This window comes from Desulfocicer niacini (assembly GCF_054657595.1).
This window is the reverse complement of the sequence record NZ_BAAHYK010000036.1, coordinates 39,695-56,480: the sequence shown is the minus strand read 5'-3', so window position 1 is coordinate 56,480 and position 16,786 is coordinate 39,695. Positions and strand designations below refer to the sequence as shown.

General features: G+C 45.8%; 12 protein-coding genes. 9 read left to right on the top strand and 3 right to left on the bottom strand.

Annotated elements, in window-relative coordinates; translation table 11 throughout:
- Nucleotides 1-722 precede the first annotated feature (722 nt).
- The 9 genes from ACYQ2M_RS17995 to ACYQ2M_RS17955 all read left to right on the top strand — a co-directional run bounded on the left by ACYQ2M_RS17995 (nt 723) and on the right by ACYQ2M_RS17955 (nt 11,436).
- Nucleotides 723-2,018: an MFS transporter gene (locus ACYQ2M_RS17995; protein ID WP_459917761.1), complete on the top strand. Its 1,296-nt coding sequence runs from the start codon at nt 723-725 to the stop codon at nt 2,016-2,018.
- 258 nt (nt 2,019-2,276) lie between these two features.
- Entirely contained in the window at nt 2,277-3,212 is a 936-nt protein-coding gene (locus tag ACYQ2M_RS17990; protein WP_459917760.1) for a SphA family protein, read from the top strand.
- A gap of 152 nt (nt 3,213-3,364) precedes the next feature.
- Nucleotides 3,365-4,777 (top strand): aldehyde dehydrogenase family protein, encoded by a 1,413-nt coding sequence (locus ACYQ2M_RS17985; protein ID WP_459917759.1) that lies wholly within the window; start codon nt 3,365-3,367, stop codon nt 4,775-4,777.
- Between the two features lie 470 nt (nt 4,778-5,247).
- On the top strand, nt 5,248-5,475 hold the full coding sequence (mftA, locus tag ACYQ2M_RS17980) for a mycofactocin precursor MftA (RefSeq protein WP_459917758.1): 228 nt from the start codon (nt 5,248-5,250) through the stop codon (nt 5,473-5,475).
- On the top strand, nt 5,453-5,743 hold the full coding sequence (gene mftB, locus ACYQ2M_RS17975; protein WP_459917757.1) for a mycofactocin biosynthesis chaperone MftB: 291 nt from the start codon (nt 5,453-5,455) through the stop codon (nt 5,741-5,743). Before mftA ends, mftB begins: the two co-directional genes overlap by 23 nt.
- Nucleotides 5,737-6,747, top strand: coding sequence for a mycofactocin radical SAM maturase (gene mftC / locus ACYQ2M_RS17970; protein ID WP_459917756.1), 1,011 nt, complete (start codon nt 5,737-5,739; stop codon nt 6,745-6,747). Before mftB ends, mftC begins: the two co-directional genes overlap by 7 nt.
- Before the next feature lie 156 nt (nt 6,748-6,903).
- On the top strand, nt 6,904-8,382 hold the full coding sequence (mftF, locus tag ACYQ2M_RS17965; RefSeq protein WP_459917755.1) for a mycofactocin biosynthesis glycosyltransferase MftF: 1,479 nt from the start codon (nt 6,904-6,906) through the stop codon (nt 8,380-8,382).
- 50 nt (nt 8,383-8,432) lie between these two features.
- Nucleotides 8,433-9,650, top strand: a complete 1,218-nt coding sequence (locus tag ACYQ2M_RS17960) for an iron-containing alcohol dehydrogenase (protein ID WP_459917754.1) — start codon at nt 8,433-8,435, stop codon at nt 9,648-9,650.
- A 553-nt stretch (nt 9,651-10,203) separates the two neighbouring features.
- Nucleotides 10,204-11,436: an amino acid ABC transporter substrate-binding protein gene (locus ACYQ2M_RS17955; protein WP_459917753.1), complete on the top strand. Its 1,233-nt coding sequence runs from the start codon at nt 10,204-10,206 to the stop codon at nt 11,434-11,436.
- 180 nt (nt 11,437-11,616) lie between these two features.
- Here ACYQ2M_RS17955 and ACYQ2M_RS17950 read toward each other — a convergent pair whose 3' ends face one another.
- The 3 genes from ACYQ2M_RS17950 to ACYQ2M_RS17940 are packed head-to-tail and all read right to left on the bottom strand — an operon-like array spanning nt 11,617 to nt 16,735.
- The gene (locus tag ACYQ2M_RS17950) at nt 11,617-12,993 is read right to left on the bottom strand and encodes a sigma-54-dependent transcriptional regulator (protein ID WP_459917752.1); all 1,377 of its coding nucleotides are present in this window, start codon (nt 12,991-12,993) and stop codon (nt 11,617-11,619) included.
- Between the two features lie 25 nt (nt 12,994-13,018).
- Entirely contained in the window at nt 13,019-14,869 is a 1,851-nt protein-coding gene (locus tag ACYQ2M_RS17945) for a cache domain-containing protein (RefSeq protein WP_459917751.1), read from the bottom strand.
- Between the two features lie 3 nt (nt 14,870-14,872).
- A complete protein-coding gene (locus tag ACYQ2M_RS17940; RefSeq protein WP_459917750.1) occupies nt 14,873-16,735 on the bottom strand; it encodes a GNAT family N-acetyltransferase in 1,863 nt (620 codons plus the stop codon).
- Between the last annotated feature and the right edge of the window lie 51 nt (nt 16,736-16,786).

Here is a 16,786-nt window from a genome sequence, read left to right as displayed (position 1 = left end):
TTTCTAATACTTGAGAGGGAGAGAATAATGCAAAAAGGGTACAGTCAAATACGTTACAGTCTTTTGGAAAAAAGCCCTACAAATGAGAAACACTCTAAAAAAGTGTAAAGTACTTTATGAAGGATGCCAATATATTAATTCCTTCATTTTTGGAAAGACCTCAATAAAATTTAGAAAAAATTTTCATTATTTGTGTGTAATTAAGAAACACTGCTCTCTATTGTGAAACATAAAGTAACACCCATGCCATAAGAAACTGGTATATGGTACACCCGTTTTTGGGACACACAAAAAAATATATCCTGGACAAAAGATAGGATGGGATTTTTTCCCACATGAAAGCTGTCTTGGTATGACATGCCTTGCCATTCCAAGGCTGCATCTTAGGTACATGGGCATCCGATATTTTTACAGGAGATCTGGATATGTTCGCCGCCCAAGACACCCATAACCACCTATAATAGAACCGAGAAAATCCACAAAGCTGAACTTTAAAAAGCCATTAACTCTCATCATTAAAATGACGGCTGTTTCACGAACATATTGTCAACCGGCACGATTACTGCTTACGATAAACTTAACGCTATAGCGACCGTCCATTGTCTTTTCACCACCTGTAATCCACCCTCGACGCACATGCCTGCCGATGTTGCGATATTGGTCTGTGCCCTTGCGCGAAAAACAACTAAATACTAATTCATTTTAGAAGGAGGTATTGCCTAATGTTAAAAAAGATGTTTGAATCCAAGTATGAATTAACCCTTGTAACGATATTGACCCTTGCCTTCGGGTTTGAGTTTCTGGATAGGCTGGCGATGGCTTTTATGCTTCCAATTATCCAGCCAGAACTGGGGCTTACCAACGAGCAAATCGGCATACTGGGTTTTATCAATACAGGCGTTTATTCTGCATCTGCCATTATATTCGGCATCATCATGGACAGAGTTGGGGGGCGCAAGCAGTGGTTGCTGTTTTGGATGTTCACCACCTTTTTAGCTACAGCTGCCTGTGTTTGGGTCACAAGCTATGAACAATTCATTGTGGTGCGCGCATTGGTGGGCTTCACGGAAGGCCCTTTACTGGGACTGTTCGGAGCCATGCTGATTCACTGTAGTCCGAAAAACTTTGGTCGTAATTTCGGCATAACCAATGCCGGTGTCGGCCTCATCGCGGTAACTTTTGGACCGGTGATGGTGACTCAGGTTGTTAAACATCTTTCCTGGCAAATGACCTATCTTTTGGTCAGCGTGCCGACACTGATCATCTTTTTTCTTATCCTCTTCTTTGTCAAAGAGATCCAGGTTGATCCCCAACAAGCGATTACACAAAAAAAAATGCTACGGGAAGCAGGTGGTTATTTTGCCATGTTAAAAAACCGCAACGTAATTGTTTGCACACTCTTCGGTGTTGGCATGTTCGGTGGTTATTGGACCCTGATGCTGTTTGCCCCTCTTTACCTGGTTAAAATTGCCGGCTTAACCGTCCAAGAGATGGGATGGGTCAGTTCAGTAATGGGGATTCTTTATATTGTCTATTGCATTCTGGTTCCAAAGCTTTCCGATGTTTATGGTCGTAAGGTGATCCTGATCATCACCTCTTTTTGCTGCACTGTAGGCCCGCTGCTCATGGCCGTACTGCCGGGAAGTACTTTGAGCATTGTCGGATATGTTCTTTTTGGCGGGGCAATTCCCGCCATGGTACCTCTGGTTGCAGGCGTTGTTCCCATGGAATCTGTTGTTGAAAATCTGAGAACCTCCGCAAATGGATTTATCCTCGGAATTGGTGAATTCTTTGGTGGCTCCTGCATGCCCGTTGTGGTTGGGAGAGTGGCGGATACCTCAGGCTTGCAGGCAACCATGGGAGTTGGCGCACTGTTGCTCGGCAGCAGTATCGCACTTGGTTTCACCTTAAAGGAAAGCAACCCCATAGTGTTGGAAAAACGAAAAAAATCTCTCCTGGAACCGGCATTGACCACAATAGTGACAGCAGCAGATGTGCCAGGCAAAAAGTTTTCCTGAAACATACGCCAAAAAATCGTCAACGGCTTGTAAACCAATCAATTTAAAACCTACAACAGCAACTCCCGATTATGTAAGTTCTCAATAATTAGGGATGGGAAACCCTGCTTATCCTTTAAACACCGGGTGCCATTCAAAAGGAGCCCCCTGAATGCCCGGACTTATTGAGAACCCACCCGATTACCACTTAAGATCTTGATATTTTTTAATATTCGTCAAGATAGCTTCGCAAAACTAAAACAATAAGGAGTAATCAGCATGAAATTAAGTAGCCGTGTTTTATTGGCAATCACAATCTTAACCTCGGTTTTATTTTGGGCACCCATGGCCGGAGCAACCGGTGGTGGATATACCCCCGGAACAGAAGGGGCCATGGGCCCCAGCCTTCCTCCGCCGGGACTTCATTACAAACAATATAATATCCTGCTCAATGCCGATGAGTTGACTGATACTGACGGAAATGACGTGGATATCAACTTCGATCTGACCGTCTTTGCCCAGGCCCACAGATTTGCCTATTTTACCCAAAAGAAGCTCTTCGGGGCAGATTACGGAATGAGTTTGATCATTCCGGTTGTGGCCACAGATTTGGAAATCGGGGCCTTTAACAGCGAAGACAGTGACATTGGTCTTGGGGACATTTTCATCGAACCCTTTGTGTTGAGTTGGCATAAGGAGCGCTGGGATATCTGCTTTGGAACCGGGTTTCAGTTTGCCACCGGCAACTGGAACAACAGTGGCGAACCCGCAAATGGGAGTGTCGGCAGCGGCGGATATCACAACGTATTGGTTACCACCGGGGCCACCTATTACCTGGACAGTGCCAAAAGTTGGAGTATTTCAGCCTTGTCCCGTACAGTTCTCTACTTTGGAGAACAGGATGAGACCGATTATCGACCTGGTGACGAATTTGTTGTCGACTGGGGTATCGCCAAACAGTTTCAGGCCTCAAAAGAAATGTTAATACGACCGGCCCTTGTGGGCTATGGCTATTGGCAATTGGGTGATGATAAAAATCGCTATGATGGTGGAGCCAACAGCGATAAAGGTTCTAAATACGCCATTGGTGCCGAGGTCAATCTATTTTGGCTACCCCGGTTGGCGCAATTTAATCTGAGATATCTACATGATATTAAAGCCGAGGATGAAACCAAAGCGGAAGTCGTTGTTTTATCCATCGTCTTATCATTCTAAACCATGGATACGCTTCGGAGAAGCTTTGTGAGTTCTCCGATTTGTATCAACAAACTTGAGCCACTACCAAGCATCTCCGCTGTATGGCCGCTGGCGGGATGAAACGCCTTTATTGAGAACTTACTCTAATCATAAATAAAATATTGGAAAAAATGATGAATTATACTGCCATAATCAATGGAGAATCAATTAACACAACGGAATATTCCGATGTCATTTCCCCCGCAACCGGACAGTCCTTTGCCCAATGTCCCAGGGCAACGCTTGAACATCTTGAGCAAGCGATAAATGCTGCCCGCAGGGCATTTCCCGGCTGGTCTAATTTGGAAGATGAAAAACGGGTAATGCTATTGAATCAAATCGCGGATCTCGTTGAACAGAACCAGGAAGAACTGTCCAGGTTGGTCACCCAGGAACAGGGTAAATGCCAGTCCGGTATGGGGGCAAATGTAGAAGTGGGGGGATGCATTGCCTGGACACGGACAACCGCTTCATTGAAACTGGAAAAAGAACTGGTCGCCGACACTCCGGAAGAGCGAATTGAGATGTATCGTAAACCCATCGGTGTTGTCGGTTCCATCACTCCCTGGAATTGGCCCCTGATGATTGCAACGTGGCATATCATGCCCGCCCTCCGGGTGGGTTGTACCGTGGTGATCAAACCCGCCTCATACACTCCGCTTTCAACCCTGCGTCTGGTTGAGCTGATGAATAGTATTCTACCCCCAGGAGTCATCAATATCGTACCAGGCAATTATGAAATCGGCAATGCCATGGCCTCCCATCCGGGTATAGACAAGATCGTCTTTACCGGCTCCATCGGCGTGGGGCAGAGTATCATGCAACAGTCGGCATCCAACCTGAAAAATCTTACTCTTGAGTTGGGGGGCAACGATGCCGGTATCATCCTGCCGGGCACAAATATCACCCCGTTTCTGGATTCTCTCTTCTGGGGATGCTTTATCAATGCTGGCCAGACCTGTGCCTGTTTGAAACGTTTGTATGTTCATGAAGATGATTATGATCAGATATGCCAAGAATTCACAGATTATGTTCTTAAAATTCCCATGGGAGATGGCATGGATGAAAAAAACCTGATGGGCCCCCTGAACAACGCTCCCCAGCTCAATACGATCAAAGAATTTGTGCAAGACGCTGAAGAAAAAGGAGGAAAAATCCTTTGTGGCGGAGCACCCTTGCCAGGTTCCGGCTATTTTTATCCATTGACTTTGGTGGCGGACGCAACCGATGACATGGATCTGGTCAAGGAAGAGCAGTTTGGTACCGCATTACCCATTATCAAATACAGCACCGTTGAAGAGGCAATTCAGAGGGCCAATAGCCTTGACGTAGGGTTGGGCGCTTCGGTCTGGGGAAATGATTCAGCATTGGCCAAAACCGTTGCCAAGCGGCTTGAAGCAGGGACGGCCTGGGTAAACTCCCATGGTAAACTTCATCCCTTGGCACCTTTTGGAGGGATCAAATTGTCGGGAATCGGCACCGAATTTGGATTGGAGGGCTTGAAATCATATACCACCATCCAAGTGGTTAATGTCGCAAAATAATATCAATCTTCGGCACAAAGGTCCTTGGCCACATCAGGCGGAAGGCCTTTTGCCTGTTTCATAAAGTAACAGTCAATAAATATAATGTATAGATAAGAAACATCTCTCTTGGCGTTCGTGTTCCAAACCCGCTGGTGATATTATGCCAAGCGGGCTTTGTCATCACTTCGACCACCAATACGAAAATATCAAGTTCATCGGTTAGCGAGCATTCAACGAAGATCAAGGTTTTGTACTAAATAAACATATTAATTCAATGAATTACAAAGGGTAGGATAGAGAGTGCACTTTTCACAAACTGACCATCAAAATTTTTCAAAAGGCTGATCCAGATCACCTCACAATTGACAGGAACTATTGGCATTCTTTTTGCAAGTTACTATGAAAACAGATTAAATAACGATACTGCCGAAAATGGAAAACAGCATTTAATGGTCAAACTATTAAACTGCCATGGCAGGGATCGAATCATGAAAATCAAAATTCATCACGATAAAACAGTCTCTTTTCTTAAAAAAAACCACCAATGTAAGGGAGAAAAACAAATGGATGTATGCAGCAACAATAATGTCAAAACGGATGTAATGGATTGTGCTGAAAATAATGTTACAGAAAAAACCACGGATGACGCGGCTCTATCAATAACTGAAATCACCATTGAAGAGGTATCCATTGATGGCATCTGCGGCGTGTATTGATAAAAAAATTGACAGAGCAGACCCTATCTATCGATTGGCTCCATCGGTGCAGGTACGGCCTGAGGACAGCGGACTTCTGTTTTACTCCAGCAAGGGGCCCCGGCTGTATTTCCTGAATTCAGGCAGCATCCTTGATCCGAACTATTTCGGATCTGGTATCGGCTTGAATACACGGCTTGAAAACAACCGGACAGCGACACCGGACATCAAAAAAAAACTTGCCGCCGCCCTTGATGAACTGGTGAAAAAGGAGGTTCTGGTATGTTGATCGAAGCTGCTCGAAAGGGATTGCGGGCTCCTGTAAACCTAACATGGGAGATAACCCTTCGATGTAATCTCAAGTGCCGCCACTGCCTGTCCGATGCCGGGGCGGCCCATCCCAATGAGTTGTCCACAAAAGAGTGTAAGGCCCTCATCGACCACTTGGCACATCACAAAGTATTTCAAATCAACATCGGCGGCGGAGAGCCCTTGTTTCGACCGGATTTTTTCGAAATCATGGAATATGCCAATTCCAAGGGAATCATAGCCTGTATCAGCACCAACGGAACCCTGCTGGATGATCCGACCTGTGAACGTCTGGCTGCCATGAAAGATATTTTCCTTCAGGTCAGTCTGGATGGTGTGGATGAAGCAACCAATGACGAAATCAGAGGAAAGGGCACCTATCAGCGTGCGGTGGAAGGCATGGCCCGGCTTCAGCACCACCGAGTTGCCTTCAGCATAAATACGGTTTTAACCCGCACAAGCTTCGAACAACTGGAGACATTGAAAACCATGGCCCAGGGCTTGGTCGCCTCTTTTCGCGTCAGCCGGTTTCGTCCCTCCGGACGTGCCAAGGAGTGCTGGAAGGAACTGGCTCCTTCCAAACAGCAGCTGGAGCAATTTGCCATCTGGCTCCAGGGTGACGCGAGCGTATTGACAGGGGACTCCTTCTTCAGCCTTACTTCGGAAAAACGCCGTCGACTGGGCCTTGACATGTGCGGAGCCGCAAAAATGACCTGTTGCCTTGCACCGGGCGGCGATGTCTATCCCTGTGCCTTTTTACAGGAAGAACAATTCATGGCGGGGAATATCCGAACCCAGACCCTTGATGAAATATGGCAAACCTCTCCCATTTTTCAAAATTTCAGGAATCTGGAAGTGGCCTCATGTCATAGCTGTCACCGGTTTGATTCCTGCCGGGGGGGATGCCCGGCTGTGGCTTATCATATGTACCATGATTTATCCCAACCAGATCCCGAATGCCTGATGGAATGTCTGGCCAGCTGATGCCGTACCGGTGGTGCTGACAACATCAGTTGGCAAAATAAGGAAATAAGTATCTTCCGACTTCATCAAAACATGGCTAAATATTGATTTAACAATACAATTAGGAGCTCAACAGGCATTGACTCCCAAGAATTACAGCAAAAAACAGGAGATGTAATGACCCGAAACAGGACATTCAAGCTGCAAAAAAACGTTACTTTTAAAAAGGAGCGACATGCCTGTTTTCTGGTCTCAACCTTTCCTTTGCGGGCCGTAAAACTGGATGTTTGCTGGGTCCCCTTTTTCCAACCTCTGGAATTATGCAAGGACAAGGCAGTGACCCTGTGTGACCAGGATCCACCCAAAGGCATGACCCACCATCAGGTTAAACGTTTTTTACTGCAGCTTGTCCAAAAAGGGTTTCTGCTGGAACAGCGACGGAGACGACAAGAACACCTTCCAAAGGTATCTATTGTCGTTCCGGTGCAGAATCGACCGGAAGATCTGGAAAACTGTCTGGACTCCCTGCAAAAAACAGATTATCCCCAAAAGCTTGTGGAGGTGATTGTGGTGGATGACGGATCAGATGATGATACCCCCATGGTGGCAGAAAAATACCCGGTCACCTTGCTTTGTAATGGGCGACAACGGGGTGCATCGTTCAGCCGTAACTTAGGTGCTGAAAAGGCAGGTGCCGATCTGCTTTGTTTTTTAGATTCGGATTGCACCGTGGATCACAAATGGCTCCGCCGTCTCACTGCTGTATTCGAGGATTCCCGCGTTACCGCTGCCGGAGGGGAGGTCTCAGCACAGCTTACCCACACCCGTCTGGATCGATATGAAAAAGTGTGCTCATCACTGCATATGGGATATCACGCCTGCGATTCCCGGAACGGCAACGCTTTTTTTTATTTGCCCTCGTGCAATTTTGCGGTGAGAAAAGCATCTTTCATGGCAGTGGGGGGATTCAAGGAGGAGATGACCGTTGGAGAAGATGTGGATCTGTGCTGGCGCCTCATGGACAGGGGCGCTGTTGTTTCATACACCCCCGACGCCCGGGTTTTCCATCGACATCGTAACCAGGTGACGTCTTTTGCCCGCAGAAGATATCAATATGGCACCTCGGAGCCGCTGTTGCAATCCGTCCATGCCCATCGCGTAAAGACCTTTCCCGTTTATGCCATGGCATCGCTTTTCTGGGGACTGATACTGATCTCTGCACTACTCTTTCCGCCCCTTGGATTTAGTGTGCCGTTCCTTCTCTCAGGTGATACGATCCTACACTATCGCAACACCCGGAAAGCAGGACTAATTCTAAGCTTTTTTCCCATAGTTTATGCCCGGATACGGCATAATTTAAGTGTGCTTTATCATCTTTTTTCTTTTTTCTCCCGTTACTATCTCATGGCTGCCCTGCTCATCCAGGTGTTTTTCCCCACCCCAGCAGTAATGGGAATGATCCTGGGCCATCTCGGTGTGGGGCTTGTTAAATACGTTGTGAAACAACCAAAACTGGATCCCTTGAGTTTTCTTTTCTTCTTTTCTCTGGAACAACTCTCTTACCAGTGCGGGGTATGGGTTGCATGCATCAGACATGGCTTTTTCCAGCCTGTGGTCCCTAAAATAGTCATTCAACCGCTAAGCGTTCAACCATGATCTACCCTGAAAACAAACGTTCATAAAAAAATAAAAAAGGAGCTTGACACATGGCTATCAACATTGAAAGAAAACAATTTCCCCTCTCATACGTTCAACAGCATTCCCGTGCCGTCATGGGATGGGGTGCCCATCAAATGGTGGCCCAGGAATGTCAGATGTATGGCATCACCAACGCCCTTATTGTGACAACGGGACTTAAGGGAACCGGTATCATCGAAGAGGTTGAAGGCATCTTGAAGCATGCCGGTATCGGCGTTACCATTTTTGACGGCGTTACCTCCAATCCCAAGGATTATGAATGCAAGGCCGGAACCCAGGCATATCTTAATGCCGGATGTGACGGTATCGTATCCGTGGGCGGCGGCAGTTCCTCGGATGCCGGAAAGGCCATCCGTATCATGGTGGAAAATGATGGCGCTAAAACCAATTTGCGTGATTTTGCAGCCTTTCTTGAGCCCCATTATACCACCCGTATTCCAACATATAAACTGGTCAACATTCCCCATGTGGCGGTGAATACCACAACAGGAACCGGTGCAGAAGGAACCGCCTTTGCCATCATTAACGATGAAGAGTGGAAATATAAATTGATCCTTGTAGTGCCCGGTGTTTCACCCAGCGTGGGCATCAATGACCCGGCACTGATGCGAATGCAACCCCCCCACCTGGTGGCGTGGACGGGCATGGACGCCTTTTGTCACTGCATGGAACCTTTTATCGGCAGATTGAACATGCCGGTGGTCCACGGGGTAGCCATCAAAGCCATTAAGTTACTCAGTGAAAACCTGCGTGAAGCCCACGGCAATCCGTCCAATGATGTTGCCATGGAAAATATGGCATGGGCACAATACATAGCCTCCATGGCCTATAATATCGGTGGTGGCATGGGCATGGTACACGGCCTGGCCCACCAGGTTTCCGCCCTGAAAGATCTTCATCATGGATATGCCAACGCATTGATGATGATGCCTGTGGAACAGTTCAATTCCATCTCCAGTATGGAGAAATTCAAAGAGATCGGTATTGCCATGGGGCTGGACATTAAACACATGAATCCGGTGGCGGCAACGGATCAGACCCTGGAAGCCATTGTTCGCCTGCGCAATGATGTGGGCATTCATCAAAGGCCCTTGCGGGAGTATGATTTCACCGATGCGGACATCGACCACACCATCAAATGGTCCATGAACGACATCTCCAGGGAAGCCAACCCCAGGGACATCAACGCAGATCAGATACGTACCATCATGAAATCCTGCATCTGATACCGATGTATTATTGCAGCAAATAGAATAGGAATGAGTCCGAAATAACATACCCATTTAAAAATTGGGGATATTCTTCCCTTCAACGGTGGCGTGTTCTGAAAAGGGCAAGTTATTTAAGACCGGTTCCATAGAAAAGCATAGGGCACCTGGGATTGTTACAAGAAGTAACACCCAGTGCCCTGGGCCCTTTTTAAAGTTTTAATTCAACGGTTGTTTTTTGGGTATTCTTCATATGACCCCCAAAATAATTTACAGCTTTTTTGGGAAAAAGCCTTGTAAATGGGGGATACTCCCAATTGAAGACTAAATTTGATCTGTTTGTCTTGCCAACCACTGCGGACAATTGGTAACGGCACAGGTCGAAAAAGTGTAAAGTAATTTTGAAGAATGCTATTTTTTTAAAGTTTATTTTGATAATTAGATTCGGCTGGACCGCAGGCTGTGCGTTTCTCTATTTCAAACAAATCCTTTGACAAACTTGACCTCATCTGTTTTTTATGGCTGATCTTACATTATAAAATAAGATAAAAGGATGTTCAAAGGAGAAGAGATGAAAACTCGCAAGTTAGAGAATCGGATTCTCTGCATCTGCCTGCCGGTATTTTTTTTCTACGCCGTTGTGTGTAGTGGTGCGCCATTGACAGATACCGTGAGAAAAGAAGTTCGGATCGGTGCCCACCTACCCCTTTCCGGTATCTCGGCCTCCATCGGAAAAGAAATAAAGTGGGCCTATGAAGCCGCGGTTGCCGATATCAACAAAACCGGTGGTATCTATATTCTGGAATATGGTAAAAAACTTCCGGTTCGCCTGGCGATTAAAGATGATGCGTCAAATCCCTCCGTGGTGGTGACGTCGGTGACAAAACTGATCAAGCAAGAAAAGGTTGATTTCCTTCTCAGCGGTTATACCGCCGTATACGGTGTGATACCCGGTTGTGTTGTTGCCGAAACCAACCGAATTTACTACCATGCCACCGCAAGTTTCATTCCTCCCTGGCTGGCCCATCATTTCGGCTGGTCCACGTTGCTTTTTTTCGACATGGAACAAACCGCGTCCATGCCCTTTGAAATATGGCATTCTCTACCCAAGAAAAAAAGACCTATACGTACCGCTGTGATCATGGAGGATACATACGACGGAATCGCATTAAATCGCCATCTCCATAAAAAAGCCGAGAAATATGGATATAATTTAATTTTAGATACTTACATTCACGTAGGCGGAAAAAATTTTGCTTCACAAATTCTCAAAATAAAACAGTTGGGTGTGGATTCCATTTTTCTGTTTGCACCACTTGCGGACACCATCAGGTTCATCAGGCAAATGAAGGAACATCATCTATCCGTCAATTACCTTCAGGGCTGGAAAGGAACCTGGCCCGCCGAGTTCGGCAAAATTCTGGGCAAAGACGCCCAAAACGTACTCAGTGACGGTCACTGGTCAAAAACATTTCCCTATCCTGGTGCCCGTGAGCTGGGTGAACGATTTCATAAGGCGTTTGGCTATGATTCAACGGTTATTGGTACCTACTACGCCCTTGCCCAAATCCTATGGCAGGCCATAGAAAAGGCAGGAACCATCAATTCTGCAATGGTACGATCGGCAGTCCTGAAGAACGAATTCAATACAATGATGGGAAAAACAAACTATGATCTCAAAGGTGTGGCACGCTACCCCAGTTTGACCCTGCAATGGCGTAACGGAAAACAGGAGATCATCTACCCTTTTGAATTTGCAACGACAAAATTACAAATCCCCCTCGTAAAAGACAGCATTGAATGAGCCTGTTGATTAAGTCGCGATTTTCATATTTCAGACAGCTGGACTATCTATATGATGTGTATTGACTAAATTAATCACCACATCTTGTACCAATAAAAACAAAACCAGACTGAAATCGCCTTTAAATCAGCCGGATAAGGACGACTGTTTCTCCCCAATGCAATATATGATCGAACTCCCCTATTTTTTCAAATTGTGCAGTTCAATTTTTTCATAAAGTGTTTTTCTGCTCATTCCCAGCATGGCGGCCGTTTTAGATTTATTACCATTGCATTTTGCCAATATTTTTTCAATGAGTTCTCCTTCCACCGTCTTTAAGGAGACACCCTTTTCAGGAATGGTTCCAATAATACCCCGCTCGGCCACCGGCGGGGCACTTTTCCAGACTTCGATTTTATCGGGCAGATCAATTGTTTGAATCATCTCTCCCTTTGCCAGGATAACGCACCTGGCCACACAATTTTCAAGTTCACGGACATTTCCCGGCCAGCTATACGCCGACAATGCATCCACTGCTTCCGCTACGATTCCTTTAATCAATTTATTATATTCATGATTATATTTTTCAATGAAATGATTAACGAGCAGCAATAGATCATCTCCCCTGTCCCGCAAAGGGGGAAGCGTCATTGTAACCACCTCGATGCGATACAGGAGATCGCTTAAAAAACGTTGTGCCTTGATTTCTTCATTGAGATCTTTGTTGGTGGCAGCAATGACCCTTACATCCACATGGCGAGCTTTAACGCCACCCACTGGATCAAAGGTCCCCTCCTGGAGAAAACGAAGCAGCTTTGTCTGCATCAGCATACTCATCAGGCCAATTTCATCCAGAAAAAGAGTGCCGCCGTCAGCCATTTCAAGTCGTCCCTTTTTATTGGTGACGGCACCCGTAAATGCCCCTTTCTTATAACCGAACAGTTCCGCTTCCAATAGATTATCCGGAAGGGCGGCGGAATTAATACAGACCAAGGGGCGATCATGGCGGCTACTTGATGAGTGAATGGCACGGGCCAACAATTCTTTGCCGGTGCCAGTCTCTCCATAGATAAGCACCGGTGCGTCGGTGGGTGCAACGGTATCCAGCATTTCAAACAATCGTTTCATGCTCCCGTGGGCACCTATTATATTTTTTGCAGCATACTTTTCACGGGCTTCCCGTCGAAATTCCGTCAGCTCCGTTGTAATTTTCTTTTCACGTATGGCCCGCTTCAGCACAATGGTCAATTCATCAAAATTCAACGGTTTGATAAGGTAATTGGAAACGCCCTGCTTCATGGCCTCCACGGCAGATTCAATGGTGCCATGGGCTGTCATGATCAAGAACGGTAACTGTAGATTAATGCTTCTGAGCTTATGAAATAGCTCAAGACCGTCCATACCTGGCATTTTCAGATCCGCAAGAACAGCATCTATGCTCTCCTCTTTCTGGAAAATTTTCAGGGCCTCGTTACCATTTTTGGCCTTGAAGACTACATAGCCTTCATCCTCCAGAATGGCACACATCACCTTGAGTGTATTGATTTTATCATCTACTACAAGAATGGTTTCTTTCAATGTCAACCTTTCAAATGAACTGCGCTTATCCCACGGGCAGATCAATGGTTATGGTGGTTCCCTTATCCTTGATACTTGAAATGCTCAATCGCCCACCGTGATTTTCGATGATACTCAAACTGATGGGTAATCCCAGGCCGGTACCCGCATCTTTGGTACTATAAAATGGATCGAATATGAATTCAAGATCTTTGTCGTCAATGCCCGTACCGCTGTCTTCAATGTTTATCCGAACATTTTGGGCCTCATGATCATTGTTTTTATCCAGGGTGTCCCCCAAAGGGCCCTGGGTTGAAATTCGTAAAACACCTCCCCCCTGCATTGCATGTCCTGCATTAATAAATAGATTGAAAAGAACCTGTTCCAATTGCTGGGAGTCCACCATGACAATGGGAAGCAAGGGCACCAGATCTTCAACCACATCAATATTTTCATCTTCAAACTCACTTTGAAATAAATCGACCACCATCCGGATCAGCTCATTAATATCCACAGCTGATTTTCTGGGTTCAGACTGCCTTGCAAAAAGGAGAAACTCGGTAACGAATTCACTCAATCGCTCCACCTCTTCCACAATAATACCGGTATATTCAATCACAAGATCATCCTCTGATCTGCGTCGCTGCAGATAGGTGACGGCCCCTTTCATGGCATTGAGCGGATTTCGAATTTCATGGGCCACACCAGCGGATAATCTCCCCATGGAAATGAGTTTTTCCGATGCCACCAGTTGATTTTGAATATCCCGAAGGCTCCTGATCATCCGATTAAATGATATCGTAAGCATCCCAAGCTCATCATTGGAATAAACGTCAATTTCGCGGCTCAGATCCCCGGAAGCCACCTGTTCCGTGGCCATGACAAGATTTCGTATGGGCCGAATAACCCGAAATGATAGAAAAATAACAAGCATTGTGGAAAATAATATCATCCCCAACACAACCAGAATCGTATCCCTTCGAAGCATTCCCGCTTCTTTTTTAAATTCATCAATGGGAATACCCACAGCAAGGGACCAGTTCATGGTGGGCACAGGCGCAAAGGCTGCGGCCTTTTCTCCCTGATCATGAAAGGCTTTCCAACCCGTTTTTCCCGATAATATATGAATGATAAATTCCAGCAGACGCGGGTCTTTATATCGAGTCAAATCATATTCATAGGGGGTATATACGGGGTGGGCAATGGTACGACCCTGCCCATCCACAAGAAACGCATACCCTTTCTCCCCGATACGAATTGCCTTCACCAGTTCCATGATCATGGAATATTTTAAATCAATAATGATGGCGCCGACCAATCGTTGCGCTTTATCAAAAACAGGCCTTGATAAATGAATGAGATAAATGGGTTGATCCGGTAATTTGACAATGGGGGAAATATTAAAACTCGACAAATCTACTTTATCCATGGCCGTTAACATATCGTTCTGGGCTGTGGAGAAGGTATCCGGAACACTTACAAGCGCCTTATCCTCAGATTCATTCACAAACCGAATTTGATAATAATAAAGAGAGTTGTCGAGATATCTTTTCATTAATAAATTTATTTTTTCAACAAAGATATCCCCTTCCCACGGCACATCGTCGTCTTGGGATGTTTTCAGCAGATCCGTAGTGAACAATGCCATAAATTCAAGATCATTAAAGGCAGTTTTGAATATGGAATCAATCTCCCGCGCAACATTTTCTGCCTGAAAGAACTGCAATTCCTTGGACAGACTCGTAACACTTGAAACAGAGGTTTGGAACGACAAGTATCCCACCAGGATGATGGGAATACACACCAAGGGAAGAATGAGAACCAACAGCTTTAACGGTATGGAGATTTGATAGTATCCCCGACGAAAAAAATTATATTTGAAATTTGAGCCTACCATGGTTTACCGATTCAAAAAAGACATGCGAATCTCAATATCACCTGTATGGGTGGTGGTTTGTGCATGGGGATAATACCTGGTAAACACATGGAGCATGGCCCGGTTCTCGGGCAGAACAGAGGCAATAAAGCCAATGTATCCGTTGGCTCTTGCGATTTTTTCAAGGGATTGCAGAAGATGACCGGCAATGCCTTGGCCATGGAAGTCCTCCCGGACCACAAATGCCACCTCTGCCCAGTCTTTATCAAGCTCCGCATAGGTACCGATGGCCATCACCTCTTTATTGCCTTTATTTCTAACCATACCGATGAGGGAAATAAAACTGCGGTAATCCATGTTGGCCCAATGGGCCTGGGCCATTTTTCTGGAAAAAATGGTGATGGAATGGAAAAAACGTAAAAATACAGTTTCTTCTTTTAACGAGTAAAAGAAATTTCGATAGGCAATTTCATCCGATGGCAACAGAGGTCTCACAGCCATGGATTTTCCATTTTTCAACGTAAGTCTACTCTTATATTCCTCCAAAAAAATAAGATCCTCCGCCGGAAGGGGCATTTGATCGGCAAAAATATAATGATTTTCCTTGGCCACATCCATTAGCCCGGCCCGAAAATCAGGGTGGGCGATCTGGGTCAGTTCTATGACCCTCTGGTAAATACTTTTTCCCTTTAACTGGGCAATGCCGTATTCGGTGACCACAAAATTGACATCTGCCCGCAGGGTGGCCACACCGGCACCAGCACTTAAAGTGGGGACAATACGCGATCTTTTACCATTGTTTGCTGTTGAGGCCAGAACAATAATGGAAAAGCCTCCCTTGGACAAAGTAGCTCCCCGTACAAAATTGGACTGATCCCCGGTGCCGCTGAAAAACTGCCGGCCCACCGAATCAGAACACACCTGCCCTGTGAGATCAACCTCCAGGGCCGAGCTGATGGAAACAAAATTATCGTTTCTACTGATAATCCCCGGGGTGTTCACAAAATCTGCCGTACCAAAATAAAATTGAATATTATTATCAATGTAATCATAGGCAATTCGTGAACCCATACAGAAAGTGGCAACCGCACGATCTTTCATGAAATTCTTTTTTTTATTGTTGATAATCCCCTTTTCAAACAGCGGAATAAAGGCATCTGAAATCATGTGAGTATGAATACCCAGATCATTTTTATTGTCAATGTACTTTAAAAGCGCATAGGGCATATGCCCATACCCCACCTGGAGGGTGCACCCATCGTCTATAAGTTCCTTGACATAGCCTGCAATACGTTCAGCGGTGTTTTCGTTCACATCCTCCCTATTGTTGTGCAGTAACTCTTCTTCAAAGGGGACCAGATAATCAATATCATCAATATGGATAAATCCGTCCCCATGGGTCCGGGGCATACGGGGATTTACCTGGGCAATGACCAGACGGGCACTTTTCACCGCTTCCAGGGTAACATCCACAGAAATACCCAAGCTGGCTATGCCAAAACGATCCGGCGGGCTGATCTGTACCAGCACGGCATCAATGCCGATCTGGTTACTCTTGAAAAAATTGGGAATCTGGGAGAGATAGGTGGGGATATAATCAATTTTTCCCTCAAAGGCGGCCTTCTGCATGGGAGTTGTGACAAAAAACAACTTCACGGCAAAGCGATCCAGAAAATCCCCGTCATCCAGATACTGTCCCAGGGTAAAGGAAAGCATCTGAAAAAGCATGGCATCCTGGATATTACGATTTTTAACCATTTCATGGATCAGGTGCTGGGGCTCTCCACATGCGGATCCGATGTAAATTCGACTGCCGTTTCTAATTTTTGAGGTAGCCTCTGCCCCTGTCACCACCTTATGCTGGTAGGCCTTACTATGCACTGACATCAGGTCTCCTTTCCCGGTTCACCCGGAATCCAATGGTTTGTTGTTGCTGCC